Here is a 24,515-nt window from a genome sequence, read left to right as displayed (position 1 = left end):
AACTGCAAACCTTTCGATGGTCTCGCTTCAGCCGGACCTCAAGCCGACCGCCTGGTCGTGATCGCCTGCAACCGCTCCATCCCAAGCCTGTCCAGATAGAGTGCGTGGCTGCCTTTTGCATCGACCTCGTCCTCCAGCCATTGGCGGAAGGCCCCGGCGTCGCGTGCGGCTTCATCATAGGCGGCAAGGGCCTTGTCGTCGCCATCATATCGGCGTTCGCACTGCGTCGGATAGGCGCCATATGGCGCTTCGACCACCATGTCCACCGTGTCGGCGGCAAGCACCAGCCGTGCCGGCGCATTGGCGAGCGTTTGCGGACTGACGATCTGCTCGACGGAGACGATCACGCGCGCAGCCGAACGTGCGACGATGACGTCACGCGCAAAACCCGCGCAGGTCTCCAGGTCCATCAGGACATTTCCATGGATGTCCGCGGCGTGGGCGTGGAGGATTGCGATATCGGGATTGATCTTCGGCACGGCCATCACGGTGTTGCCAGCCGCGTCGTGGAGGGCAATCGCCTTCGTCACGGCACCTTCGCCAGCCATGCCGATGATCGCATAGGGCAGGCCCGCCGCACCAGCTTCGAACCTCGCCTGCGCGGCCTCTTCGCTCCCTGCCGAAGCAGGCACATCGACATCCGAAGCGCAGCCGGCACGCGCTAGCATGTCGAAATCCATGCCGTCGCGATAGCCGACGAGGCGAAGCCCCCGCTTTTTCTGCCGAACGACTTCACGCAGGATCGCCATGGGGTGGCGCGTCTGCGCGGCGCCGGCAAGGGCCACAACGGCGCCATCGGGGACCGAGCGGACTGCCTGCTCCAGGCTCACATGCTTTGTATCGGATCGGGTCATCGGGAAGCCTGGAGATTTTTGACGTACATGCCGTTCGGATCGATCTTCGTTCTCAGGAGGTCGATCTGCTCTTCGGTCGGGGCCACGGCCGCTCTGGTATCGGCATAAGGCACAAGCTCGAAGCCGATCGCGGACTGGACCTCCGCCGGGCTTATGCCAGGGAAAGTCTCTTCCAGCCGCATTCTCTTCGACGCTGGATCAAAGCCGAGAATGCCGAGATCGGTGATGACCTTTACAGGCCCACTGCCGGGCAGGCCAGCCGCTTCGCGCGCGCCGGGACCGGTGAGGAAGCCCGGTGTCGTCAGATAGTTCAGCTTCTCGACAAATCGCTTGGGATCAGCCCGCGCGATGATGACGAAGCGCTTGGCCATGGAGGCGATGTCGTTCGCCCCGCCCGAACCCGGCAGGCGCACCTTGGGCCTGCGGTAATTGCCGATAACCGTGGAATTGAGATTGCCGAAGGCGTCGATTTCCGCGGTTCCCAGGAAGCCGATGTCGATCTTCCCCTGCTGGAGCAACGATAGCGCATAGAAGGTACCGGCGATCTTGGTCGATCCATAGGCCAGCCGATAGTCGCCGACACCCGAGGCCAGTTCCAGCGGCGCGGGATCGATGATGCCCGATTCGAAGACAAGGTTGACGCCCGGCGCATGGGTTGCTTTGGCGAGATAGGCAGCGACCATCGGCAGGCCCGTGCCGATGAAGGCCGTTTCGCCATCGCGTATCTCGCGGGAGGCGGCGACCGCCATCAGGGCGTCACGACTCGTTCCGCTCATCGTGCCACTCCTTCGGGGATATCGTATCTGTATCCGAGATGCGGATCGGTCCTGAGCGCAAGCAGGCGCGAAGCGCCGTGCGCGTCGAGATAGTCCCAATGCGTGGCGATCCCGTGCACCCAGGTATCAAGCCAAACGCGTGTGCCTTCCGGCGTGCGCGAGGCCTCGTAGTAGTCTGCAAGCGCTGCGCCGTCATATTCGTAATAGCCGTAGACGCCGAGCGGAAAGGCGCCGAAGGGAAGGTGGACGAGCTTGTCCACCATCATGCCCGGAATGAGGGTCGCCTGCGGATTGCGCCGGATTTCCTCGGTGGTGACGATTTCTTCCACGGTGACGATGACCTTGGCGGCGGCGCGTACCTGCTCCTCGATGACGGAGGTCGTGCCGTAAAGCTCGACATTGCCGAGTTCGTCGGCGCGTGCGGCATGGATCACCGCGATATCAGGCTTCAGCGGCGAGACCAGGCTGACCACCGTGCCGTCGAACGGAGAGCGGAACATCTGCGCCTTGGCCGCGGGATGCTCGAACCCCGCAACATTCATGATGTCCGTCCCGGCCTGCGAACGCATCGGCATGAAGGGCAGGCCGAGCCCTGAGGCCGCCAGCCGCATCACCATGCCGAAATGGCTGTGATCCTCCGCTTCGATCGTGCCGTTCTCGATGCCTTCGGAAAAGCGCCGGCACCGGCCGAAGCCTTCGAACATGAAATTGGAGAAGTAGGCGCGTCGCAGCATGCCGGCGGCGGCGAGCCATTCGGCGACCCAGCACTCGGCGACGCCCATGATCGTCAGGTCCTTGCGGCCCGTCCGCATCAGTGTGCGGAAGAAGCCCATCGGCTGGTGCGAATGGGCAAACCCGCCGGCCGTTATCGACATACCGTCTTCGACGAGTGCGACGGCATCGTCGAGCGAGACAAGCTTTGAATGTCCCATGATGTCAGGCAGCCTCGATATGGTGGTCGCGCGCGCCGGTGATCAGGGATACGATGTCGTCGCCCGACACCGCCGCGGTGCGCACGTCGCCAACCTTCTTCCCGCGACGCAGGACGATCACCCGGTCGCTCATTTCCTTTGCCATCGGCATGCTGTGGGTGATGAGGATGATGGCGACGCCGTTCTTCTGCAACTGGCGCACGGCCTCCATGGCCTTGGCGGTTTCCTGCACGCCAAGCGCCGCCGTCGGCTCGTCCAGCAGCACGAGATTGCTTTCCCAAAGCCGGCTGCGCGCGATCGAGACCGCTTGGCGCTGGCCGCCGCTCAGGCCCGCGACATTCTGGTCCGGCGAGGGAACGTTGATCGAAAGGCCCGCCAGGGCCTGCCGCGACCGCTCGCGCATGCGCGAGCGTGCAAGAAACGAAAACGGCCCCCAGCCGACGATTTCCTCGCGGCCGAGGAAGATGTTCTCGGCAACGGTGAGATTGTTGCAGAGACCGAGATCCTGATACACAGTCTCGATCCCGGCCGCGCGGGCGACATCGGGCGAGGTGAGATCGACCGCGCGGCCCATGATCTCGATGGAGCCGGATGTCGGCCGCACGACACCGGAGAGCAGCTTGACCAGCGTGCTCTTGCCGGCGCCGTTGTCGCCGACAAGGGCGATCGTCTCGCCCGGCCGCATGGTAAAGCTCACGTCCTGCAGGGCCTGCACGGCGCCATATGACTTGCCGAGATTGCTCACCCGCAAAAGGAAGTCGTTCGTCATGTGTGGTTTTCCTCCGGTCGGCAGCAGCGACTCTGGCTGCACTCTTGCATCGCTACGGCCATGTCGCCGCATCCACCGATGCGCCTCCTCGACATCTCCGAAATGATATAAAAACGTTTCTGGAAAACGTTTCTATAATTTGATATATCCGCTGGACATGTGATGTCAATGGCTGGTCGAACCTGTGGCAGGCGGCATATGCTGGGACGCTTAGGATAGGGGGTGAAATGGTAGAGCGAAAGAAAGTCACCATCAAGGACGTGGCCAAGGCCTCCGGGCTTGCCCTCTCGACGGTATCGAATGCCCTGTCCGGCAAGCAGTATGTCCGAGACGAGACGCGCGAGCTCGTCAACGAGACGGCGCGAAAGCTCGGCTATCGCGCTTCGACCGTCGCGCGCGCCCTGCGCATGCAGAGAAGCTTCACCATCGGGGTGCTGATTTCCGATGTCGCAAACCCCTCCTCGGCCGATTTCGTCCGCGGTGTAGAGGATGTGGTGATGCGCGAAAAATGCACCATGCTGCTCTGCAACACCGACGAGGACGAGGAGCGGCAGATCCTGCACATGCAGACGCTGCACGACCGCCAGGTGGATGGAATGGTGCTGATTTCGCAGCATTGCGATTCGCCGCGCGTGCGGGCGCTGCTCGATGCCGGCACGCCCTATGTTCTGGTTCAGCGCAGAAGCCCGAAATGGAAAGACGACTATGTCGGCTCCGACAATGAGGAAGGGCTGGCCGAGGCCATCCGGCATGCCCATGCACTCGGCCACCGCCGCGTCGGCTTTGTGACGGGGCCTCTCGAATCGAGTTCGGCGCGCGAGCGGCTCGAGACCTTCCGGCAGGAAAGCCTCAGGCTGCGGCTGTCGCAGTCGCGGTCCATGATCTTCCAGGGCCGGTACACGTTCGACAGCGGCCTTGAGGCCGGCCGATATTTCACCGAGCTGAAGAATCGTCCGACCTGCATCCTGGCAAGTAGCGACATGAACGCGCTCGGGGTGATGCAGGTTGCGCTCGACCAGGGCTTGCGCATCCCCGGCGATCTTTCCGTCATCGGCCTCGACGATATCGTTCTCGCCAATCTCAAGACGATCAACCTGACGACCATCCAGTTGCAGAAGCGCGACATGGGGGCGGCGGCAGCGGAACTTTTGATGAAGCGGATCAGGCAGCCGTCCAAGACCGGCAAGCAGATCATTCTGCCGACCCGTCTGATCGTGCGGGGAACAACCGCGCCGCCGGCCGCCGCCGACATGTCCACCTATACGGACTGACAACAAAAAATTCTGCCGCTTGACAGCAATCCACGCCTGTGATTTTTTATAAAAACGTTTTCAGAAAACGTTTCGTGAAGTGTGGCGCTGTCTTTGGCAGCCCGAGCCGGGAGGTGGCTTCGCTTCTACAAAAAAGGGAGGAATGGATCATGAAGAAATTCGTTGCTGGATTGCTGGCGGCTGCGGCCGTGATGACGGCCGGTCAGTCCCAGGCCGCAGATGTGATCGGCGCCGTGGTCTATGCCCGCGACTCGCAGTATTGGCAGCAGGTCGAGCGCGGCATGAGCGATGCTGCGGAGAAATACGGGGTGACCCTGCAGGTCGGCCAGAACCGCCGCCAACTTCCGACCGAGGCTCAGGTCATCGAGGACTTCGTCACCCGCGGCGTCAAGGCGATTGTCATGCCCCCGCTTGATGTCAACGCATCTGCTGCGGCTGCCAGGCGCGCCGCCGATCGCGGCATCGTTATCGTCGATTTCGACACCGCGCTCGCCGACAAGTCGATCGCCAAGCACACGATCGGTGTCGACGGCTTCAAAATGGCCGCCGAGCTCGGAACGGTGATGACGGAGCAGCTCTCGAAGCTCAACGGCGGCAAGAATACCGTCAGCCTGATCACCTTGCCGCCCACCAACCCCAACATGCTGCCGCGCAAGAACGGCCTGCTTTCGACGCTCAAGGGCGAGGGAATCACGATCGGCAGCGAAGTCGCTGCGGCCACCCCGGAACTCGGCGCCAACGCCTACGAGAACATCCTGCAGCGCGACCCGAAGACGGCGGCGATCTGGGCCTCGAATTCCGGCTCCCTGTCGGGCGCTGCCCAGGCCGCGCGGCGCAAGTCGGCCGAAGTCCGGCTCTATGGCGTCGACATGAGCCAGGAGCTGGCAGCCGACCTGCTCGATCCGAACGGCAAGGTTTTCGCCGTTGCCGACCAGCAGCCTTATGTCGTTGGCTATTCGGCGATCGAGGCTGCTGCCAGGCACCTGAAGGGCGAGAACGTTCCACGCAATGTTGCGGTCGAAAGCAAGGTCTACACGCGCGAAAATCCCGACGAGATCCAGGAATATCTCGACCTCGTGAAATCCCTCGCGAACAACTGACGTGTCGGTCGTCTTCATGGCCGATCCGTCGGCCATTCAATCATAGAGGTTTCCATGTCGAATACTGCTGGCGCAACTGCCGGTTCCCCGGCGCATGCCGACCGCAAACTCAACCTTTCCGGTTGGCGCGCGGAAATCGGTGTCGCCGTCGCCCTGGTGGCGCTGTCGATCTTCTTCAGCTTCAACGCGCCGAATTTCCTGACGCTCGAAAACTGGGCGACGATGCTGCAGCAGACCTCCGTGATCGCCATGGTCGCGGTCGGGATGACCTTCGTCATCATCGCCGGCGAGATCGATCTTTCGGTCGGCGCCCAGGTCGGTCTTTCCGGCACTTTGTTTGCGCTGCTGGTCGTCAACCATGGCATGCCGGTGCCGGCTGCCCTCCTGCTGGTGCTGGTCGAGGCGGCTGCCGTCGGCGCGTTTACCGGCGTGCTGCGGGTCGTCTGGGGCATCCCGACCTTCATCACCACGCTCGGCCTGCTTTCGGGCCTGCGCGGGATCGCCTTCTACATCAGCGACGGACTGACGATCAGCGGGCTGCCGCCGGCGTTCGGCAACATCTGGTATGCGATGTTCCTCGGCCTCTCGCTGCCGGTCTGGGTGATGATCCTGGCGATCCTGCTCGGGTGGTTCTTCCTGTCCCAGCATCGCTTCGGCCAGCATGTCTATGCGGTCGGCGGCAACCCGGAAACCGCGGCCCGCTATGGCGTCCATGTGGGACGGCTGCGGATCACGGTGATGATCATGATCCAGCTTCTTGCGGCAATCGGCGGCGTGCTCCTGGTCTCGCGGCTGAATTCGGGAACGCCGACCGTCGGCGAACTGATGGAACTCGACGTGATCGCCGCGGTGATCGTCGGCGGAACGCTTTTGACCGGCGGCGTCGGCCGCATCGTCGGCACCGTCATCGGCGTGCTCTTCGTCGCGGTTTTGCGCAACGGCATGGTCTTGAACGGCCTCGATCCCGTCGTCTTCCTGATTGCCCAGGGATTCGTGATCATTCTGGCGGTCTGGTGGAGCATGCTCCGCAAGCGTCAGGCCTGAACCTTTAACGGTGGTAGCACAGACAATGCCTAGTCCCTCCTCGAAACTGCAATCCCTGGAAGAGGCCGCCGCGCGCGTGCCGGACGGGACGCGCCTGGCCTTCGGCGGCTTTGCGGTCTACCAGAAGCCGATGGGCTTCGTGCGCGAACTCGTCCGCCAGGGCCGCAAGAACCTGACGGTCGTCGGTTCGGCGCAATCCTACGACGTCGATCTGCTTGCGGCAGGCGGTTGCCTGTCGTGCGTCGAGACGTCCTATGTCGGCCTGGAGAAGCATGGCCTTGCCCGCCACTATCGGCGGGCGGTCGAGCGCGGCAAGGTCAAGGTCGTCGACTATCCGGAAATGGTGAGCTGGGATCGCTTTCGCGCCAGTCAGGAAGGGCTCGCCTTCTGGCCCGTTCCCTTTCTCGGCGGCAGTGACATCGTCAGGTACAATCCGGCGATCAAGCCCTTCGCCTGCCCGATGACCGGGCATCCCATGCACGCCGTCCCGGCAGCGGATGTCGATGTCGTGGTGATCCATGCGCTGGCGGCCGACGAGCGCGGCAATGTGGTCTTTCCGGCGCGCCGGCTGCTGCCGCAGAGCAATGACGTGCTGATGGGCCGCTCCTGCGACACCGTCATCGTCACGGTCGAGAAGCTCGTGTCGAACGCCTTCATCCGCAAGCATTCGCGCCTGGTGGAACTGCCCTCCTACAAGGTGAGCTCGGTCGTCGAACTGCCTTATGGCGCGCATCCGACGCCGGCGCTCGGCGCCTATCACGCGGACGAAAAGCACTATGGCGAGTATGTCGCCGCATCCGAGAGCGCGGAAGCGACGGCGGCCTACCTTAAGAAATTCGTTCATCTCGACGGCGGCAACGACGCCTACCTCGAAGCAGTCGGTGCGGCACAGCTGGCGCGGCTCAAGGATATGGACAGCCTGCTATGACGGAGCCCACCCTCTACGAAACCCTTGCCGCGGTTCTGGCGAAGGAATTCCTCAACGGCGAAGTCGGCTTCACCGGCCTGCTCACCGGCAAGGCGGCCGCGATGTTCGGCACCGCCATCCCGATCGTCGCGATGGAACTGGCGCGCCGGACGCATGCGCCCGACCTGACACTGCTTCTTGCCGGTTGCTATCACAATCCCGATTTCAGCCAGCTCGAGGCCATGCCGGACAGCGAGCACGACGCCGTGCTGCGCGACCTGTCGACGGAAGCACAGACCTATGACTATCCCGGCCAGTGGGCGCTGAAGCGCGGCGATATCAGCTTCGGTTTCTCCAGTGCCGTCCAGGTCGATACGGTCGGCAACATCAACAGCGTCTGCATCGGTCCCTATGACAAGCCCAAGGTACGGCTGGTCGGTCCCATCCTGCAGCCGGAGCACATGACGCTCTTCCGGCGAGAATACATCATGATGCCGCATCACGACCGGCGGAACTTCGTCGAGAAGGTGGATTTCATCTCCGGCGTCGGCTTTCCCGGCGGGGAGGCCGGCCGCAAGTCGCTCGGCCTCGCCTGGGGCGGCCCGGCGCTGGTGCTCACCCCCAAATGCGTCTTCGATTTCGACCGCGTCGCCGGCCGGATCCGGGTGCGGTCGATCCACGAAGGCGTCGGGCATGACGAGCTTCGCGATGCGACGGGCTTCGATCTCGGCGACCTGAGCGGTGTTCCCACCACGCCGCGGCCGAGCGACGACGAGCTCACCATCATTCGCCGCGAGATCGACCCGCGGCGGATCCTCTTCAGCCCGACCTGATCCTCCCGATCGAGCCTCCCAAGCGAAACACGACATCGGCGCCTTGCCTTTAATGAATGGAATACTCTTATGAACGACACGACCACAGCAGTTAAACCCGATACCGCCAAGCGGTCCAACGCAACCGGGGCGCACGTCTTCGCGGCTGCCCTCAAGCGGCACGGCGTCGAGGTGATTTTCGGCCAGGCCATTCCCGCCGCCCTGTTTCTCGCCACGCCCCATTACGGCATTCGCCAGATCGGTTATCGCACGGAAAATGCCGGCGCCGTGATGGCGGACGCCTATGCCCGCATGTCGCACAAGGTTCCGGTGGTCACCGCGCAGAACGGCCCGGCCGCGACGCTGCTGGTCCCTGGGCTCGCCGAAGCAATGAAGGCCTCCGTTCCGGTCGTCGCCATCGTACAGGATGTGGCGCGTCCCTTCGCCGACAAGAACGCCTTCCAGGAGCTCGATCACCTCGATCTCTTCAAGGGAGTCGCCAAGTGGATCAAGCGCGTAGCCGACGTCAACCGAATCGACGAATATGTCGATATGGCATTCACCGCAGCGGCGTCGGGCCGACCCGGCCCCGCGGTCCTGATTGCGCCGATCGACATGTTCGTCGATACGCCCACGCAGGAAGCCATGCCGAGGAATGCGTCCCTCGGTCGTTTTCCGGTCGATCGCTGTGGTCCGGATCCGAAGCGTGTCGCCGAGGCTGCCGCCCTGCTCGCGAAGGCCGAACGACCGTTGATCATCGCCGGCGGCGGGATTCATATCTCCGATGCGGCCGCCGAACTCGCCGCCCTGCAGGATGCGGCGTCCATTCCCGTCGCGACCACGGTGATGGGCAAGGGTGCCGTCGATGAGACGCATCCGCTGAGCGCCGGTGTCGTCGGGTACTTCATGGCCGACAGGAGCCGCAGCAAGCATCTTCGCTCGCTGGTCACCGAGGCGGACGTCATCCTGCTGATCGGCAACCGTACCAACCAGAACGGCACGGATAGCTGGCAGCTCTACCCGAAGAACGCGACCTATATCCATCTCGACATCGATTCCAGCGAGGTCGGCCGCAATTACGAGGCGCTGCGTCTGGTGGGCGATGCCAGGCTCGGCATCGTTGCGTTGAAGGAAGCCCTCGAAAAGCTCGACCTTTCCAGGCGACACGGTGCTCGCGCCGCCCTGGAGCAGACCATCGCCACGGCGCTGGAGCAGGGGAGAAAGGACGGCGAGGCGGTTTCCCGTTCCGATCAGAGCCCGCTGCGGCCCGAGCGTCTGATGAGCGACCTCGATAGCCTGCTGACGCCCGACACGATCGTCGTCTCGGATGCCAGCTACTCGTCGATCTGGGTCGCCAACTTCCTCACGGCCCGGAAGCCCGGCCAGCGCTTCATCACGCCGCGCGGTCTTGCCGGGCTCGGCTGGGGGTTGCCCTTTGCCATCGGCGCAAAGGCCGCCAATCCAGAGGCGCCAGTCTTCGCACTGGTCGGCGATGGCGGTTTCGCGCATGTCTGGTCGGAACTTGAAACGGCACGGCGCATGAAGCTTCCGGTGGTCGTCGCAGTGCTCAACAATTCGATCCTCGGCTATGAGAAGCATGCCGAGAAGGTCATCTTCGGCGAATATTCCGATGCCTGCGATTTTACCCCGGTCGATCATGCGGCGATTGCGCGCGCGGCTGGCTGCGACGGCATCCGCATCGAGAAGGCCGAGGACTTCCTGCCGGCCTTGAAGGCCGCGCTCGCCTCGGACAGGACCACGGTCCTCGATGTCGTCACCGACGAGCTCGCTTATCCGCCGATCACCATGTTCAACGACAATCCGGCGCTGAGCTACTGAGGAGAAGGTTCATGAAGAAACTGATGAACCGTCCGCAGGACTTCGTCGACGAAATGCTTGACGGTCTGGTCGAGGCCAATCCGTCTTTGACGCGTGACGGCGAAAGCGGCCGGGTGATCCGCCGGACCACGCCTGCCGCGCCCAAGGTGGGCGTCGTCTCCGGTGGCGGATCCGGTCACCTGCCGCTGTTTACCGGCTATGTCGGCCAAGGCCTGCTCGACACATGCTCGATCGGAAACGTGTTCGAAGGGCCGACGGTCGGTTCGTGCATCGAGGCGATGAAGCTTGCCGACCAGGGCAGGGGCGTGCTGCGCCTCTACGGCAATTACGGCGGCGACCGGATGAATTTCGACATGGCCGGCGAGATGCTCGAGGACGAGGGCATCCGCTCCACGACGGTCCTCGGCACCGATGACATCGCCAGCGCCGGCCCGGAGGAGCGTCAGAAGCGCCGCGGCGTCGCCGGTATCATCTACGCCTACAAGGCGGCCGGCGCGGCTGCCGAAGCCGGAGCCGATCTTGACGCGGTTACAGCCATCGCGCAGCGCACCGTCGACCTGACCCGAACGATCGGCGTGGCCATGTCGCCCTGCCAGGTTCCGGGCGCAGACCGGCCATCCTTCGTTCTCGGCGAAGACGAGATCGAGATGGGCATGGGCATTCATGGCGAGCCGGGGATCTGGCGCGACAAGCTCAGGCCCGCCGATGAGATTGCCGACGAGATGGTCGAGCGGCTGCTGGCCGACCGGCCGGAGGGCAGCGGCACGCGCGCATCGGTGCTCGTCAACAGCCTCGGCGCAACCCCGCTGGAAGAGCTGTTCATCCTCTATCGCCGGGTTTCGAAGAAGCTTGGCGAGGCCGGCATCACGATCGTCCAGCCGCTCGTCGGCCACTTTGCCACGTCGATGGAAATGGCCGGCGTGTCGGTCAGCCTGTGCTTCGCCGATCCGGAAATCGAGGCGCTGCTCGCATCGCCTTCATCCTGCCCGTTCTGGAAGGTTCAGCCATGAGCATCACACCGGCCGGCCTTTCCTCTGCCGTTGTGACCGTCAACGGCGCCATGGGCGAGATGGAGCAGGCGCTGAACGCCGCCGACGCCAGGCTCGGCGATGGGGACACCGGCACCATGCTGGCACGTCTGTTTGCCGGCCTGGCAAAGACGGATATCTCCCAGACAGCCGATGTCGGGGCAGCCTTTTCGGCTCTCGCCCGCGCGGCCGCCGTCTCGACCGGATCAAGCCTCGGAACGCTCGTCGCCACCGCTCTGATGACGCTCGGACGGGAGACCAAGGGCAGGGTTGCGGTCGATGCCGACGAGTTCGCAACGCTGCTCGCCGCGGCGCTGGATGCGATGATGTCACGCGGCAAGGCTTCGCTGGGCGACAAGACCGTCCTCGATTCGATCGATGCCATAGTCCGGCGTGTATCCGAAGAGCCGACGCTGCCGGCTGCGGCCGACGCTGCGATGTCCGCGCTCGAGACATTCCGCAGCCGTCCCAACAGGGTCGGGAGGGCGCGCATGTTCGGCGACGCCACGATCGGGGTCGACGATCCGGGAATGCTTGCCGTTGCGAAAATCGCCGAGGCTTTGGCGAAAGATCAAACTGCCGACGACTGAGCGCCGAGCGCCGGACGTATCGATGCCGATGAGGAGACTGCAATGACCGTGAATGCCGACAAAGCCGCGCTCTGGCGCGACCTGACCGATCCCCGGCGGGCCCTGACCGTCGATGACCTCGAAGCCGGATTGAAGGAGCCGGTGTTCGAAAACCTCGACATTCCCGAGGAATTCGGCCCCGTGTTGATCGTCATTGACGACCACAAGATCAAGCGGTTCGCCTTCACCCAGGATGATTACAATCCATGGTATCTGAGTGCTGGCCCCTTCGGTGGCGGCCGCATCGGCCATCCCTGCCTGCTCGGCAACGATCTGGTGCAGCTTTTCACGCTGAAATACCGCGGCAGCAAGACGGTCGGTTTCCACACCGAGGAGCAGATGTGGTTCGACAACCCCGTCCGCCTCGGTGAAAAGGTCACGATGAAGGGTGCCTACGTCGAATCCTACGTGCGGCGCGGGCAGGGTTACGTAATCATGGAGGCGCAGGCGACGGGCGAGGACGGGCGAAGCCTGGTCCGCCACCGCGGCGTCGAAATCCTGCGCACGGTGCCCGGCGCGATCGGCGGACGCGCCAGCAGCGAGGCGCCCGCTCGCGCCGTGACCGGCGAGCTTCCGGACAATCCACGCTACATCGACCGCATCGATGCCGGTTCGAAGGTGGGAGACGTGATCGCTCCCATGGAGAAGATCATCACGGCCGAGCAGGCAGCCGTCTTCTCGCGTATCGGCGAGTATGTGACCAACATCCACAGCGACATCCGTATCGCCCGAAACGGTGATCTTCCGGTGCCGATCGTCCAGGGCCAGCAGCAGGCGGGTCTTGTCGGCGAAATGCTGGCGGGCGCCTTCGGCCCGAGTTGGTTCACCGGCGGATGGTTTCAGCTGAAGTTTATCGCGCCGCTGCAGGTCTTCGACCCGATCGCGCTCACCGGCAAGATCACGGCGGTCTCGAAGGATGCTGACGGCAGGACCAGGGTCGAGCTTGAGGTCTGGGTGCGACGGGCTTCCGACAGCCGCATGACCGTCGTCGGCTGGGCGTCCTGCACACTCGGTCTGTGATCGCGCCCGCCAACATCGGAGAAGCTCATGTCATCAAGATTTCCGGTTCTCGACATCCCGCTGGAAGCCCTGAGCATTCCCAGGACAGGAAAGGCATACGATCTCTGCTCGGGGTGGTGGCCGGGAATGCCGCTGGCAGAGGGACATCCGCAGTTCCAGGTGCTGACCTACCGGACGCCGAGAGGCCAGCGCAACCAGAAGGACCTCGAGTTCCTGCGCGAAAACAGGGTGAACTTCGGCTTCATCTCCGAACTTCTGATGTGCACGACGCATACGGGCACGCATATCGACGCCCTTGCCCATGTCACCTGCGGCGCGCATTCCGAATGGCATGGCGGCTACAGTGCCGACGAGTGCCTGGGCGACTTCGGGCCCATGTGCCAGGACGCGGCCGCCCTGCCGCCCTTCGTCTGCCGCGGCGTCATGCTTGACATCCCCGCAGCGCTCGGACTTCAGCGGCTCGAGGCGCATCAGCCGATCGGCAAGGCGGAGCTGGAAAAGGCATGTGCCCGGCAAGGCATCTTGCTGGCGCGGGGCGATGTCGTGCTGATCCGCACCGGAACCATGGACGGCTGGCCGGACAAGGAACTGGTGGCGCGCTCGGAGGGCTCGGGCCTCAATCTGGAAGGCGCGCAATGGCTGATGGAGTTCGGCCCGGCGGCCGTCGGCGCCGACAATGTCGTGCTGGAGGTGGTGCCGTCCGGCATCGACGGCGATCCGCAGCCCGTCCACCGCTTCCTGCTGCAGGAGAACGGCGTGCCCATTCTCGAATGGGTCTACCAGGAGGAACTGTCGCGCGACGGCATTTCCGAATTCCTGTTCTTGTGCATGCCGCTGCCGATCTCGGGCGCGACGGGATCACTTGTTCGGCCGCTGGCAATCGCCTGAGGCTGTCATGCCATGAAAGGCGCCGGCCGTGGCCGGTCCTGTTTTTAGAACAACAAGGTGAGGAGAACGACAATGAAGGGTACTATTCTGGGGGCAGCCCTCATGGCCTGCGCATCCTGTGCGACGCTTGCCGCAGCCGATGACTTCAAGGGACCGACCGAGCCGGCCAAGGCGCCGGCGCAGTTGAACGTCACCGTGATCACCTGCTTTTCGGTCCTGCATGGCTGCGTCGCACCGGCGGACGCGATCAGCGAAATCGGCAAGAATCTCGGCTGGAAGGTCACGGTGCTCGATGGCGGCGGCAATGCGCGCCAGCAGAACGCGGCCATGCTGGACGCCGTCTCGTCGGGCGCCGATGTCATCGCCAATATCGCCATCGATCCCAACCTGGTCCAGCTCGGCCTGGCTGCGGCCGAGAAGGCGAACATTCCGGTGGTTTCCGGCTCCAACGGCATAGATACGCCCAATCCGGTCGCAAAGCCTGCGGAAGGTGCTCTGACTTACGCTTTCGACGTCGCCCCCGATTATGCAGCGCTCGGCCGCGAAACGGCGGAATGGATCGTCAAGGACTCGGACGGCAAGGCCAATATCGGCGTCTTCAGCGATAAGGAGTTTCCCTCCGTCATGGCGCTGCAGGCCGGCCTGCTCGATGGCCTGAAGGACTGCAAGAACTGCAAGATCTCCGATCTGCAATATTTCACCGGCAGCCAGGTCGGAACCACGCTCGGCCAGCAGACCGTAGGCTTCGTGCGGTCCAATCCCGATACGAACTACCTGTTTTCGCCCTTCGATCCGGCGGCTGCAGCTCAGGTGACGGCGCTGCAGCTCGCCAATCTCGGCAGCCAGGTGAAGCTGGTCAGCGTCCTCGGCAACCAGCAGAACCTGGATTTCATCCGCGCCGGACGCATCCAGGTGGCCGATGCCGCCTATGACAACCGCTATATGGGCTTTGCGATCGTCGACCAGACGATCCGCCTGCTCAACAAGCAGCCGCTGGCCGAACCGCATGGCGAAGGCCTGCCCTTCACGGTGCTGCACAAGGACAACATGCCGGCCCCGGGCAAGGACTGGACAGCCGACCCGAGCTACGAAGACAGGTTCTACGCCCTGTGGAAGTGATCGTGTGCACCGGAGAAGCCGGGATGTCCCGGCTCTCCGGTGCGTTCGCGGGAGCATCGAAGTGACCGTTTCAGTTGCGCGCATTACCAAGACTTTCGCCGGGCTCAAGGCGCTTGACGACGTGAGCGTTACGCTCCTGCCGGGGCAGACGCACGCCCTGCTGGGCGCGAACGGCAGCGGCAAGTCGACGCTGAGCAAGATCATTTCGGGTGTCTACCAGCCGGATGGCGGCCTGATCCGTATCGGCGGGAAGGAGCTTTCGGCTTTCAGCTCGCCCAATCATGCCAATGCCATGGGCGTGGCGGTCGTCCACCAGGAAGCGCCGCTGATCGACACGTTGTCGGTCGGCGAGTGCATGGCGTTGTTCGGGTCATACGCTTGCCGGCATGGCCGCATCGACTGGCCCAACCTCTATGCCGGGGCCGCCGCCCGGCTTTCGCGCTATAAGGTCGAGATCGATCCCAAACGCATCGCAGGCTCGCTGACCGCCAACGAGCGTGCCCTGATATCGCTGGTCATCGCGCTCGACCGCGTCGAGACGGGCATCGAACTTCTGATCCTGGACGAAGCGACCGCCTCGTTGACGGAAAAACAGGCTGAAGCCTTCCTCCAGCATGTCCAGGATGTCGCGCACGATGATCTTGCCATTCTGATGGTCACCCACCGACTGGCCGAACTGGAGGGACGCGTCGAGACCGTCAGCATCCTGCGGGATGGACGGCTCGTTCACAGTGGACCGAAGGCGGCAATCTCCAACAACGAGATCGTCGCCCACATGGCGGGGCCGAGCAAAGCCGCGACAAAGGGTTCTCCGGTGAGCACCGCGGATATCGACGCCTACTGGGCTCAGGCGCGCTCCGCCAGGCGCGCGGCATCGACGTATCCCGCACTTGAGTTTCGCAAGGTGTCCGCCTCGATCCTGCGAGACATCGACCTGAGGGTGAGCGCGGGCGAGGTCGTCGGCTTTGCTGGATTGGCGGACAGCGGCCTCCAGGAAATTCCGCAATTGCTGGGCGGCGAGATCTTTTGCAGCTCCGGCGATATTCTCGTCGATGGCGAGGTTCTGCCCAGAAAGGCCGATCCGAGCATCACCATCAAGGCCGGTCTGTGCGTCCTTCCGGCCGACCGGCTGCGATCCGGCGGCGTGGCGACGCTTTCCATGGGCGACAACCTGACCCTGCCTTCCAGCGAACGATGGTGGCATCGCGGCAGGCAGAAATCCGAGCTCGCCGCCCGCCTGATCCGCATGCTCGACGTTCGCCCGCCGGATGCCTCGGCGATCTTCGGCACGTTGAGCGGCGGCAATCAGCAGAAGGTCATCCTGGGGAAATGGCTCTCTCTTGCACCGGCCGTGCTGGTGCTGGACGACCCGACGCAGGGCGTCGATCCGAATGCCCGCGACCTGCTGTTTGCCGCCATGCATGCCGCCGCGAGAAACGGCGTTGCCATCATCCTGCTGTCCACCGAGCCTGATCAGCTGGCGGCGCATTGCCAGAAAATCTTCGTGCTGCGCAACGGGCGTATCTGCGCCTGCCTCGAAGGTGAAGAGGTGACGCGCGGCAAGATTTCCGAATGGTCCTATTCATGAGTACGGAGCCAAGCCCGATGCCCACCACCTCCGCACATCCCGGCGAGAACCACTCTTCGCTCGCCGCCTTCGGAAAGGCGCTTCTGACGCGGTATGCGACGGTGCTTCTGTTCGTCCTGCTGATCATCGTCTTCGCCTCCTTGAGCAACCAGTTCGTCACGGCGCGCAACCTGCAGAACATACTCGTCGTCCAGACGGTCGTCTCCTGCGTCGCGTTCGCAGCCCTTTTCCCGCTGATCGTCGGCGAGTTCGACCTGTCGCTCGGCTATCTGATCGGCTTCGTTGTCATGCTCGGCGCCTATCTCGGCGGTGCCGGCTTTGACGCGTCCGTGGTCATCCCGTCGATGATCATCGCGGGGACGGGCGTCGGCTTCCTCAGCGGTCTGCTGACGGTGACCTTCAAGATCAGTTCATTCATCTCGACGCTCGGCATCGGCATCCTGCTCAGCGGCCTGACACTCAGCCTCAGTGGCGGCCAGGTGCTGTTCAACGGCATTCCGCCCTTCGTTCTCGCGATCGGCCAGACATCCTTCGTCGGGCTGGCGGTCAGTGTGTGGTTCACCCTCCTGATTGCCGTGGTTCTCTTCTACCTGCTGGAACAGATGCCGATGGGCCGCAAGTTCTATGCGGTCGGCGGTTCCGAGCGCGTGGCGTTCCTGGCCGGCATCAAGACGAAACGGGTGAAGGTGCTCGCCTTCACGCTTGCCGGCCTGATCGTGTCGATCGGGGGTGTCTTCGAACTTGGCCAGAGCGGTGCAGCAAGTGCCGGCTTCGGCCCCGACCTGCTCCTGCCGGGATATGCGGCTGCCTTTCTCGGCGTGACGACCTACAAGCCCGGCTATTTCAACGTCCCGGGAACGCTCGTCGCGATCCTGCTGCTGGCGGTCGGCTTCAACGGGCTGAACCTTCTGGGCGCGCCCTTCTGGATGCAGCCGATCTTCAACGGCCTGGTCCTCATCATCGCCGTCATCACGGCCCGCTCCGAGGCGCGGCAACTCAAGAGAGGCTAGATATGTGCGGCTGTGAAAACACGCGTTCGCTTCTGAAGATATTCGGCAGCTCCCGCATCACCGACCTGACACGACGGATGGAATTCGGCATGCCGACCTATCCGACGCATCCGAAATTCTTCCAGATGCGCTGGTGCTCGATGGGCGATCCGGCCGAAATGAACCAGCTCGTCCTGGGCGAGCACAGCGGGACGCATGTCGATGCGCCCTCGCATTTCGTGCGGGAAGGCGACCCGGCGCGCAAGAACATCGACGAGGTACCGATCGACCAGTTCATCGGCCGGGCCGTAAAGCTCTGTTTCGGTCCGTTCCCGGCCAACAATATCCAGGTTACCGCCGAAGATATCCGCGCCTGGGAAGCCGCCCACATCCTGATCGAAGAGCGCGATATCGTGCTCTTCGACTTCGGCTGGGGCGACAAGTGGGCGACTGGCGAGGCGGGGTTCGATTTTCTCGACAGCTGGCCGGGCCTTTCCCGTTCGGCCGCGGAATATCTGGCGGAAAAGCACGTCAAGCTGGTCGGCACGGATTGCATAAGTCTCGATCCCGGCGATGGCGGCGACGATCTGGCCGCGCACCTCACGCTCCTGCCGCGCGGCATCCTCATTCTCGAGAACGTCTGCAATCTGTCGCAGATCGAGACCGAGAGCTTCTTCATGGCGCTGCCGTTGAATGTCGCAGGCGGCACCGGCGCGCCTGTAAGGGCGATATCGGTGCAAAGCTCTGCGGCAGATGAAACCAGCTAAAGCACGGTCGCCTTCATGCCGCCAAACGGATTTGAAACGGAAACAGAGACGACGATGACTGCCCCACTCGACGGTATTAAAGTTCTGGACCTCTCCCGTTTCATCGCGGGACCGCATTGCACCAAAATCCTTGGCGACATGGGCGCCGACGTCATCAAGGTCGAGAAGGTCGGCTATGGCGATGATGGCCGGCATTTCCCGCCTTTCCAGAACGGCGAGAGCCTCTACGGCATGTCGCTCAATCGCAACAAGCGCTCGATGATCCTCGACTTCCGGCATGCCGATGCGCCGCAGATGCTCATCGAGCTTGCCAGGCAGGCCGATGTGTTGGTGGAGAACTTTCGACCCGGTACCATGGAACAGATGGGATGCGGCTGGGACGTGCTTCACGCGGCAAATCCTCGACTGGTGATGACGCGCCTGTCGGGCTTCGGCCAGGATGGTCCCTATGCGATGCGGCCGGGCTTCGACGGCATTGCCCAGGCGATGAGCGGCCTGATGTCGCTCGCGGGCGAGCCGGAAGGGCCGCCGATGCTCGCCGGCACATTCTACGTCGACTACATGACCGGGATGTACGGCGCCAATGCCACTGTGGCCGCCCTTTACGCCCGCGAGCGCACCGGCAAGGGGCAGATGATCGACGTCGCCCTGCTCGACAGCGCGGTTTCGATGTTGACGACTGGCCTGTCGTCCCAGGCCGATCAGGGCGTCACGCCGCTGCGAACCGGCAACCGTGACCGCTATTCGTCGCCCGCCAATGTCTTTTCTACCGGGAGCGGCGAATATGTGCTGATTGTGTCCGGCACCAATCCGCTTTTCGCGCGCATTTGCGCCATGATCGGCAAGCCGGAACTGGTACAGGATCCGCGTTTCGAAACGGTGCCGCTGCGCCTCCAGAATGCGGCGGCGATCGAGGATGTCGTCCAGGCCTGGTGCCTGGAGCATGACACGCAAGCCGTGATCGAGGCGCTGAACACCTACGGCATCCCCGCCTGCAAGATCGCCACCATGAAGGACGTGGTCGAAAACCCGCAACTGCATCACAGGGGTCAGCTCGTCGAGATGGAGCATCCGAAGGCCGGAAAGATCACGCTGGCCGGTGTGACGATGCACCTGAGCGACACGCCGCTCGCAATCCGCCGCCCGCCGCCCGTTCTGGGCGAACACACCGACGAAATCCTCGGCGATTGGCTGGGCCTGGATGAGGACGCCATCGAGGCACTGAGGGAAAAGCGGCTCATCCAGATGTGAGCTTTGGAAGGTTGTTCATTCGGACGTGAGCGAAGAGGCTGGAGTTACCAGGCTTCGGCATCCATCGGACGGGGCCCGTTTGACGCCGTTGCGTCGAGCGGAGATGGCGCTTTCGGTGATCGAGGGGCGGTCTCGGAAGCCGCACGCATTTCTTCAATAGGCGATGGCCTTGACGCCATCGACATATATCTGTCCGTACAACTGCCTCACGGCGGCATCAATTTCCTCCAGCCGCTTGGAAACATGAAAGCTCATCAGCTTAGCTGCTTCCGATGCGTCGCCCGAGCGTATTGCGGCGAGAATCTGGCGATGCTCGCTCTGTGTGGTCGAGCGTCCTCGCCGGCTGAGGTCTACCCATCGCACCGGCCGGATGCGCTGGTTCAGGCTACGAAGAACGCGAAGCATCTCATCGTTTCCTGCCATCTGCAAAACCGACTCGTGGAAGGTTTCGTCGAAACAGACGAGGTTCTTGATCGTCTCGTCGTCAGGCGTTGCAGTATCGTCGAGGAATTTTTCCAGGTCGTCGATCGCCTTCGCGCTGCCGTGAGCGGCGGCCAGGCGCGCGCCCTCGGCCTCGATGAGCGCCCGGAACTGATAGAGCTGATAGATGTCCACGGGACTGAGACCACGGGAAAAGAAGCCCTTGGCCGGCTGGACCGTCAGAAAGCCGTCCGTCGATAGCCTGTTCAACGCCTCGCGCAACGGGGTCCGACTGACGCCGAGCCGTCTGGCAACCTCGCCCTCGTTGAGGCGCTCGCCCGGCTTGATCTCAAAGCTGTTGATCATCCCGACAATTTCGTTGGCGATCTGGTCGACGAGGCTCCCGCCTGGCTCCTGGCTCCTGCCGGTAACGAGTTGCATAGGGTCGTCCTTCGCGCCTAGAATCCTGGCCATGTAAAACCTGCCTTCATGTCTATCCGGGGCCTAGGCGACTGCGCGTTTGGCGTGCAGCGTCAATGCCGGGGAAAGTTTGTAGTGACAATACCAGTGTTCATCCAGGAATACAGCTTCGTCTATTTTTCTGCTCTTTTCTGGAGCCAGTTCGAGAAGAGCGACAGAAGGTAGTTTGTCGCGAAGAATGCGAACGCGATCAGCAGGTAGACTGGAAGCGGCTGGAATGGTGGCCTGTTTGAAAGCACCGTCGCCCTGTCCAGAAGCTCTGGAACCCCGATTACCACCGTCAACGAAGTCGCCTTGAGGAGCGCGATGAACTGGCTGACCAGCGCCGGCGCCATGCGCCTTACCATCAAGGGGAACTGGATCAGCCGGAACACCTGCACGGACGAAAGCCCTTGTGATTTCCCGGCTTCGATCAACCCTTTTTCTATAGAGTTTAATCCTGCTCTCAGGGTCTCGGCGAGCAACGCAGCCATGAATGCCGAGAGGGCGATGATGCCCGCCTGGAAAGGGGTAAGGGCTATGCCGAGAAACGGCTTCGAGAGAAAGAAGACCCCAAAGATCAGCAGCATCAGCGGGAGCGCTCTCACCAGTTCGATGTAGCCTGCGGCCGGAAGGCTGATGAAAGGGCTGCGGGATGTGCGGGCAGCAGCCAGGAAAATCGCCAGGCAAAACGCAATCGCCCCCGACAGGAACGCAAGCGCGAGCGTTACCCCAAACCCCTTTAGGAGGAAAAGCAGGATGCTGCCGCGCAAAAGCCAGTCAAGTTCGAACATGGTCACCTTCCCATCCGCGTCCGGGCCTCGAAATATTTGAAAGCTGCCGCCGTAGGGATATTGAACAGAAGGTAGATCGAGCCCGCCGCCAGGAAGACGACGTCATAGGCGAACGTCCGCGCGCCCAGAAGATTTGCCGTTCCAAGGACATCGGTCATGGAAATCGCGGCTCCGAGCGATGTGTTCTTGATGATATTGATGGTCTCCGATCCGAGCGGAGGCACCACTATTGAAATGGCCTGTGGAAGGATGACGTAGCGCATGGCTTGACCACGGCTCATTCCTGACGAAATGGCGCTTTCGAACTGCCCGCGCGGAAGGGACTCTATGCCGCTGCGAATGAACTCCGTCATCATCGCGCCGCCGTAGAGGCCCACGCCCCAAACGACCGAGGCGAAGTTCGAAAGGCGGATTCCCAATTGCGGAAACGCAAAGAACAGAACGAAGATGATCACCAGCGGCGGGACATTGCGGAAGAACTCGACATAGGCCGCTCCGACAAAGCGGAGCGTCATATTTTGAGAGGTCCGCATCACGCTCATCACGAGCGCAATCGTGACGGCGACGATCCAGGAGATGACGGCGAGCTGGAATGTCGTCCAAATGCTCCAGACAAAAAGATCTCGGTATTCGCTCAATACGCTCCAGGTCATCCGTGCACCCATCCTATATCTGCGACCGCCATTCTCTGGAGCTCACAGCATTTTCGACAAAAAGACGCGGGTCCGCTCATGCTTCGGTTTTGAAAAGAACTGATCAGGCGGGCTGTCCTCGACGACGCTGCCGCCGTCGAGAAAGATGATCCGATCAGCGACCTCACGCGCGAATCCCATTTCGTGCGTGGCGACGAGCATCGTAATCCCCGTGTGTGCAAGGCCGCGCATGACGTCGAGCACCTCGCGAACCATCTCCGGATCAAGAGCGCTGGTCGGCTCATCGAAAAGCAGCACTTTGGGCTGCATTGCAAGCGCCCTTGCAATCGCGACCCGCTGCTGTTGTCCGCCGGACAGGGAACCGGGGCGGGCATTGTGCTTGTCGCCGATGCCCACCCGATCGAGCAGTTCCTTGGCTCTCTTGACGGCTTCGGCCTCGGGGACCTTCTTGACCTTGATCGGGGCCAGCGTCACGTTCTCAAGCACCGTCATGTGGGGATAAAGATTGAACTGCTGGAACACCATGCCGATCTCCTGGCGTATAGCGCGGATGTCGGTCGACAGCAGTTCGATCGCCACTCCGTTTACGCAGACTGAACCCGAATTGATCGTCTCGAGCCGGTTGATACAGCGGATGAGCGTGCTTTTGCCGGATCCTGAAGGCCCGACGACAACGACGACCTCGGCTTCGTTGATCGTGAGATTTATGTCCCGCAAGACGCTGTAGGCGCCATAGTTCTTGAAGACATTGATAAACTCGACGCAGGGCGTTTTCGACATAGGATCCCCTTCTGTTTCGCCTGCTTGTCAGTCAAACCGGAAGCCTCAGCCCATCCATTGACTGACCGGCACGGCTGATTGCTCGAGAGGCTGCGATATTACGTCGATCAATGCGGGGCCGTCGAACTGGATCGCCTGCTTCACGATGTCGTCGAGGAGCGAAGGATCCTCCACGCGCCAGGACTTGATTCCATAGGCCTCCGCGATGCGCGCATGATCGGTGCGGGTGAAGTCGACCGAGAAGTACCGTTCCCCATAGCCCTCTTTCTGGCTCGCCTTGATCCAGCCGAAGGACGAGTTTGAAAACACGATCATGAGAAGCGGGATACGCCTGCGGACGATCGTCTCGAGTTCACCCACGGTGAATGCGAAGCTCCCGTCGCCCATGACCGATACGCACTTCGACGTCGGCCGGCCGTGCCACGCGCCGATTGCGGCAGCAAGGGAGTAGCCGAGAGCGCCCTGTGCGCGGTTGGTAATGAAGTGCCGACCGGCAAGCGGGAAGGCGTAATATCCGGAGAAATAGGGGCAGGGCGTACCGGGATCGGCTGCGATGATCGCGTCGTTCGGAAGATGCATCTGGAGCGCACGGACAATACGCTCGGGCCGGATGGGACGGTCGAGGCTTTGGGCAAGTACGTTGAAGTTGCGCCATTTCTTCTCCCGAAGCGAGTCGAGCCGCGCGACGATGTCGGCGCGGTTCCTCCGGATCGAGGAGGGTAGGCGCCCGGTGACTTCCTTGACAAGGGCCGCGAGCGCAAGCTTGGCGTCCGCGACGATCCCGGCCGAACATCTGTAGTTGGCGCCGATGACCATAGGATCGATGTCGATATGTACGATCGGTACGTTGCGGGCCGGAACGCGCCAGTGTTCCGTCGATGTCGAGCCCGCGCGGCATCCGATGAAGATGACGGTGTCCGCCGCCGTCACGATTTCGCGCGTCTGCTCCACACCGCCGTTCGTGCCCACAACACCGACCGAAAGCGGATGCGCATCCGAAATAACGCCATGGCCGCTGACTGTGAAGGCGACCGGGATATCCAGCGCCGTCGCAAACTGGTCGAGCTCGTCGGTCGCATCCGCCAGCAAAACGCCCCCGCCGCAGATGATGAGAGGGGATTTCGCTGCAAGAATGACATCTGCTGCCGCAGCCACGAGATCCGGATCAGGTGCCGTACGAAACGCGGGATACCGCACGTGCTCGGGCTGGGCCCAGACGGTGCTGGAGCTGAGGCTCTGCTTCTGCAGGTCATACGGCAGTCCGATATGGGCGGAGCCGGGCTTTCCCGTCGTCATGGAACGGAATGCCGCGCGAAATGCGCCGGGAATCTGCTCGACATGGTCCAGTACGGTATTCCATTTCGTCAGAGGCCGGAAAAGGGCTTCCTGATCCAGCTCCGTCAACGGGTATTTGCCGCGCGCGGTTACAGGCACGTCGCTTGTGATGGCGAGCACCGGGACCGACGACTCATTCGCTTCGACAAGGCCCGGCAGGATGTAGGTGGCGCCGCCGCCGCTCGGCCCCTCGCATACCCCCGGCTTGCCGGTGACGCGGGCATATGCATCGGCCATGTAGGCCGCGCTGCGTTCGTCGCGGGTGAGAACGTGCTCTATACCATGATCGAGCCGCGCCAAGGCGTCGTAGAACGGTAGGCTCGTGTCGCCGCAAAGCCCGAAAACATGCGTGACGTCATGCTCCTTCAGGGTGAGAACCGCCGCCTCTGCCCCGTTGATCACGGTATTGTCTCCGTCCGCCTGCAGGCCTGCCGAGGAATTGTTCTTTGTAAGACTCACCGTCATTGCTCCTGATTAAGACCGCTGAACAC

Annotated in this window: 24 protein-coding genes; 15 read left to right on the top strand and 9 right to left on the bottom strand. The window is 62.7% G+C overall.

The genetic code is table 11. The annotated features are described in order from the left end of the window. Positions 1-38: 38 nt before the first annotated feature. The 4 genes from L0976_RS15855 to L0976_RS15840 are packed head-to-tail and all read right to left on the bottom strand — an operon-like array spanning position 39 to position 3,331. Complete coding sequence (locus L0976_RS15855; RefSeq protein ID WP_234188249.1) at positions 39-854, bottom strand: CoA-transferase; 816 nt, start codon at positions 852-854, stop codon at positions 39-41. After that, positions 851-1,630, bottom strand: coding sequence for a CoA-transferase subunit beta (locus tag L0976_RS15850; protein WP_234188248.1), 780 nt, complete (start codon positions 1,628-1,630; stop codon positions 851-853). Before L0976_RS15850 ends, L0976_RS15855 begins: the two co-directional genes overlap by 4 nt. Further along, positions 1,627-2,562: a CoA transferase subunit A gene (locus tag L0976_RS15845; RefSeq protein WP_234188247.1), complete on the bottom strand. Its 936-nt coding sequence runs from the start codon at positions 2,560-2,562 to the stop codon at positions 1,627-1,629. The genes L0976_RS15850 and L0976_RS15845 overlap by 4 nt, the downstream gene beginning before the upstream one ends. Before the next feature lie 4 nt (positions 2,563-2,566). Then, entirely contained in the window at positions 2,567-3,331 is a 765-nt protein-coding gene (locus L0976_RS15840; protein WP_203317707.1) for an ATP-binding cassette domain-containing protein, read from the bottom strand. A gap of 227 nt (positions 3,332-3,558) precedes the next feature. Between L0976_RS15840 and L0976_RS15835 the strand changes: the two genes are divergently transcribed. From L0976_RS15835 to L0976_RS15765, 15 genes are all read left to right on the top strand, one after another. Further along, positions 3,559-4,602 (top strand): LacI family DNA-binding transcriptional regulator, encoded by a 1,044-nt coding sequence (locus L0976_RS15835; protein ID WP_203317708.1) that lies wholly within the window; start codon positions 3,559-3,561, stop codon positions 4,600-4,602. Positions 4,603-4,640: 38 nt separating this feature from the next. Further along, positions 4,641-5,702 carry a sugar ABC transporter substrate-binding protein gene (locus L0976_RS15830; RefSeq protein ID WP_234188246.1) on the top strand — a complete coding sequence of 354 codons (1,062 nt, stop codon included), beginning with the start codon at positions 4,641-4,643 and terminating at the stop codon, positions 5,700-5,702. Between the two features lie 54 nt (positions 5,703-5,756). Further along, entirely contained in the window at positions 5,757-6,746 is a 990-nt protein-coding gene (locus L0976_RS15825; RefSeq protein ID WP_234188245.1) for an ABC transporter permease, read from the top strand. A gap of 25 nt (positions 6,747-6,771) precedes the next feature. Next, positions 6,772-7,674, top strand: a complete 903-nt coding sequence (locus L0976_RS15820) for a CoA transferase subunit A (RefSeq protein ID WP_234188244.1) — start codon at positions 6,772-6,774, stop codon at positions 7,672-7,674. Continuing rightward, complete coding sequence (locus tag L0976_RS15815; RefSeq protein ID WP_234188243.1) at positions 7,671-8,486, top strand: CoA-transferase; 816 nt, start codon at positions 7,671-7,673, stop codon at positions 8,484-8,486. The genes L0976_RS15820 and L0976_RS15815 overlap by 4 nt, the downstream gene beginning before the upstream one ends. A gap of 69 nt (positions 8,487-8,555) precedes the next feature. Continuing rightward, a complete protein-coding gene (locus L0976_RS15810; protein ID WP_234188242.1) occupies positions 8,556-10,304 on the top strand; it encodes an acetolactate synthase catalytic subunit in 1,749 nt (582 codons plus the stop codon). Positions 10,305-10,315: 11 nt separating this feature from the next. Next, positions 10,316-11,314: a dihydroxyacetone kinase subunit DhaK gene (locus L0976_RS15805; RefSeq protein ID WP_234188241.1), complete on the top strand. Its 999-nt coding sequence runs from the start codon at positions 10,316-10,318 to the stop codon at positions 11,312-11,314. Beyond that, on the top strand, positions 11,311-11,922 hold the full coding sequence (locus tag L0976_RS15800; protein ID WP_234188240.1) for a DAK2 domain-containing protein: 612 nt from the start codon (positions 11,311-11,313) through the stop codon (positions 11,920-11,922). Before L0976_RS15805 ends, L0976_RS15800 begins: the two co-directional genes overlap by 4 nt. Before the next feature lie 42 nt (positions 11,923-11,964). Beyond that, positions 11,965-12,981: a hypothetical protein gene (locus tag L0976_RS15795; RefSeq protein WP_234188239.1), complete on the top strand. Its 1,017-nt coding sequence runs from the start codon at positions 11,965-11,967 to the stop codon at positions 12,979-12,981. Between the two features lie 27 nt (positions 12,982-13,008). After that, on the top strand, positions 13,009-13,869 hold the full coding sequence (locus L0976_RS15790) for a cyclase family protein (RefSeq protein ID WP_203317717.1): 861 nt from the start codon (positions 13,009-13,011) through the stop codon (positions 13,867-13,869). Positions 13,870-13,941: 72 nt separating this feature from the next. Further along, a complete protein-coding gene (locus L0976_RS15785; protein WP_234188238.1) occupies positions 13,942-14,988 on the top strand; it encodes a sugar ABC transporter substrate-binding protein in 1,047 nt (348 codons plus the stop codon). Between the two features lie 61 nt (positions 14,989-15,049). Beyond that, positions 15,050-16,576 (top strand): sugar ABC transporter ATP-binding protein, encoded by a 1,527-nt coding sequence (locus tag L0976_RS15780; protein ID WP_234188237.1) that lies wholly within the window; start codon positions 15,050-15,052, stop codon positions 16,574-16,576. 17 nt (positions 16,577-16,593) lie between these two features. Continuing rightward, a complete protein-coding gene (locus tag L0976_RS15775; protein ID WP_234188236.1) occupies positions 16,594-17,586 on the top strand; it encodes an ABC transporter permease in 993 nt (330 codons plus the stop codon). Positions 17,587-17,588: 2 nt separating this feature from the next. After that, a complete protein-coding gene (locus tag L0976_RS15770) occupies positions 17,589-18,332 on the top strand; it encodes a cyclase family protein (RefSeq protein ID WP_255695989.1) in 744 nt (247 codons plus the stop codon). 54 nt (positions 18,333-18,386) lie between these two features. After that, positions 18,387-19,583 carry a CaiB/BaiF CoA-transferase family protein gene (locus L0976_RS15765; RefSeq protein WP_234188234.1) on the top strand — a complete coding sequence of 399 codons (1,197 nt, stop codon included), beginning with the start codon at positions 18,387-18,389 and terminating at the stop codon, positions 19,581-19,583. Between the two features lie 153 nt (positions 19,584-19,736). On the opposite strand, the gene L0976_RS15760 is transcribed toward L0976_RS15765, so the two are convergent. The 5 genes from L0976_RS15760 to L0976_RS15740 all read right to left on the bottom strand — a co-directional run bounded on the left by L0976_RS15760 (position 19,737) and on the right by L0976_RS15740 (position 24,489). Next, the gene (locus tag L0976_RS15760; RefSeq protein WP_203317723.1) at positions 19,737-20,444 is read right to left on the bottom strand and encodes a GntR family transcriptional regulator; all 708 of its coding nucleotides are present in this window, start codon (positions 20,442-20,444) and stop codon (positions 19,737-19,739) included. 152 nt (positions 20,445-20,596) lie between these two features. Further along, complete coding sequence (locus tag L0976_RS15755) at positions 20,597-21,256, bottom strand: amino acid ABC transporter permease (protein ID WP_234188233.1); 660 nt, start codon at positions 21,254-21,256, stop codon at positions 20,597-20,599. Positions 21,257-21,258: 2 nt separating this feature from the next. Continuing rightward, positions 21,259-21,909: an amino acid ABC transporter permease gene (locus L0976_RS15750; protein ID WP_234188232.1), complete on the bottom strand. Its 651-nt coding sequence runs from the start codon at positions 21,907-21,909 to the stop codon at positions 21,259-21,261. Between the two features lie 42 nt (positions 21,910-21,951). Then, complete coding sequence (locus L0976_RS15745; RefSeq protein WP_234188231.1) at positions 21,952-22,689, bottom strand: amino acid ABC transporter ATP-binding protein; 738 nt, start codon at positions 22,687-22,689, stop codon at positions 21,952-21,954. 45 nt (positions 22,690-22,734) lie between these two features. Next, entirely contained in the window at positions 22,735-24,489 is a 1,755-nt protein-coding gene (locus tag L0976_RS15740) for a thiamine pyrophosphate-binding protein (RefSeq protein ID WP_234188230.1), read from the bottom strand. Positions 24,490-24,515: the final 26 nt, after the last annotated feature.

The sequence above is a fragment of the Shinella sp. NM-101 genome (assembly GCF_021401195.1).
Taxonomy (GTDB): Bacteria; Pseudomonadota; Alphaproteobacteria; order Rhizobiales; family Rhizobiaceae; genus Shinella.
This window is presented reverse-complemented; position numbering and strand designations above follow the sequence as displayed.

Bases quoted from the DNA above. Each gene is read 5' to 3' on its own strand.
- L0976_RS15795 (WP_234188239.1), top strand. From the start codon at position 11,965: ATGACCGTGAATGCCGACAAAGCCGCGCTCTGGCGCGACCTGACCGAT.
- L0976_RS15810 (WP_234188242.1), top strand. From the start codon at position 8,556: ATGAACGACACGACCACAGCAGTTAAACCCGATACCGCCAAGCGGTCC.
- L0976_RS15825 (WP_234188245.1), top strand. From the start codon at position 5,757: ATGTCGAATACTGCTGGCGCAACTGCCGGTTCCCCGGCGCATGCCGAC.
- L0976_RS15815 (WP_234188243.1), top strand. From the start codon at position 7,671: ATGACGGAGCCCACCCTCTACGAAACCCTTGCCGCGGTTCTGGCGAAG.
- L0976_RS15740 (WP_234188230.1), bottom strand. From the start codon at position 24,489: ATGACGGTGAGTCTTACAAAGAACAATTCCTCGGCAGGCCTGCAGGCG.
- L0976_RS15850 (WP_234188248.1), bottom strand. From the start codon at position 1,630: ATGAGCGGAACGAGTCGTGACGCCCTGATGGCGGTCGCCGCCTCCCGC.
- L0976_RS15755 (WP_234188233.1), bottom strand. From the start codon at position 21,256: ATGTTCGAACTTGACTGGCTTTTGCGCGGCAGCATCCTGCTTTTCCTC.
- L0976_RS15750 (WP_234188232.1), bottom strand. From the start codon at position 21,909: ATGACCTGGAGCGTATTGAGCGAATACCGAGATCTTTTTGTCTGGAGC.
- L0976_RS15770 (WP_255695989.1), top strand. From the start codon at position 17,589: ATGTGCGGCTGTGAAAACACGCGTTCGCTTCTGAAGATATTCGGCAGC.
- L0976_RS15835 (WP_203317708.1), top strand. From the start codon at position 3,559: ATGGTAGAGCGAAAGAAAGTCACCATCAAGGACGTGGCCAAGGCCTCC.
- L0976_RS15775 (WP_234188236.1), top strand. From the start codon at position 16,594: ATGCCCACCACCTCCGCACATCCCGGCGAGAACCACTCTTCGCTCGCC.
- L0976_RS15820 (WP_234188244.1), top strand. From the start codon at position 6,772: ATGCCTAGTCCCTCCTCGAAACTGCAATCCCTGGAAGAGGCCGCCGCG.
- L0976_RS15845 (WP_234188247.1), bottom strand. From the start codon at position 2,562: ATGGGACATTCAAAGCTTGTCTCGCTCGACGATGCCGTCGCACTCGTC.
- L0976_RS15765 (WP_234188234.1), top strand. From the start codon at position 18,387: ATGACTGCCCCACTCGACGGTATTAAAGTTCTGGACCTCTCCCGTTTC.
- L0976_RS15760 (WP_203317723.1), bottom strand. From the start codon at position 20,444: ATGCAACTCGTTACCGGCAGGAGCCAGGAGCCAGGCGGGAGCCTCGTC.
- L0976_RS15790 (WP_203317717.1), top strand. From the start codon at position 13,009: ATGTCATCAAGATTTCCGGTTCTCGACATCCCGCTGGAAGCCCTGAGC.
- L0976_RS15745 (WP_234188231.1), bottom strand. From the start codon at position 22,689: ATGTCGAAAACGCCCTGCGTCGAGTTTATCAATGTCTTCAAGAACTAT.
- L0976_RS15805 (WP_234188241.1), top strand. From the start codon at position 10,316: ATGAAGAAACTGATGAACCGTCCGCAGGACTTCGTCGACGAAATGCTT.
- L0976_RS15840 (WP_203317707.1), bottom strand. From the start codon at position 3,331: ATGACGAACGACTTCCTTTTGCGGGTGAGCAATCTCGGCAAGTCATAT.
- L0976_RS15785 (WP_234188238.1), top strand. From the start codon at position 13,942: ATGAAGGGTACTATTCTGGGGGCAGCCCTCATGGCCTGCGCATCCTGT.
- L0976_RS15800 (WP_234188240.1), top strand. From the start codon at position 11,311: ATGAGCATCACACCGGCCGGCCTTTCCTCTGCCGTTGTGACCGTCAAC.
- L0976_RS15855 (WP_234188249.1), bottom strand. From the start codon at position 854: ATGACCCGATCCGATACAAAGCATGTGAGCCTGGAGCAGGCAGTCCGC.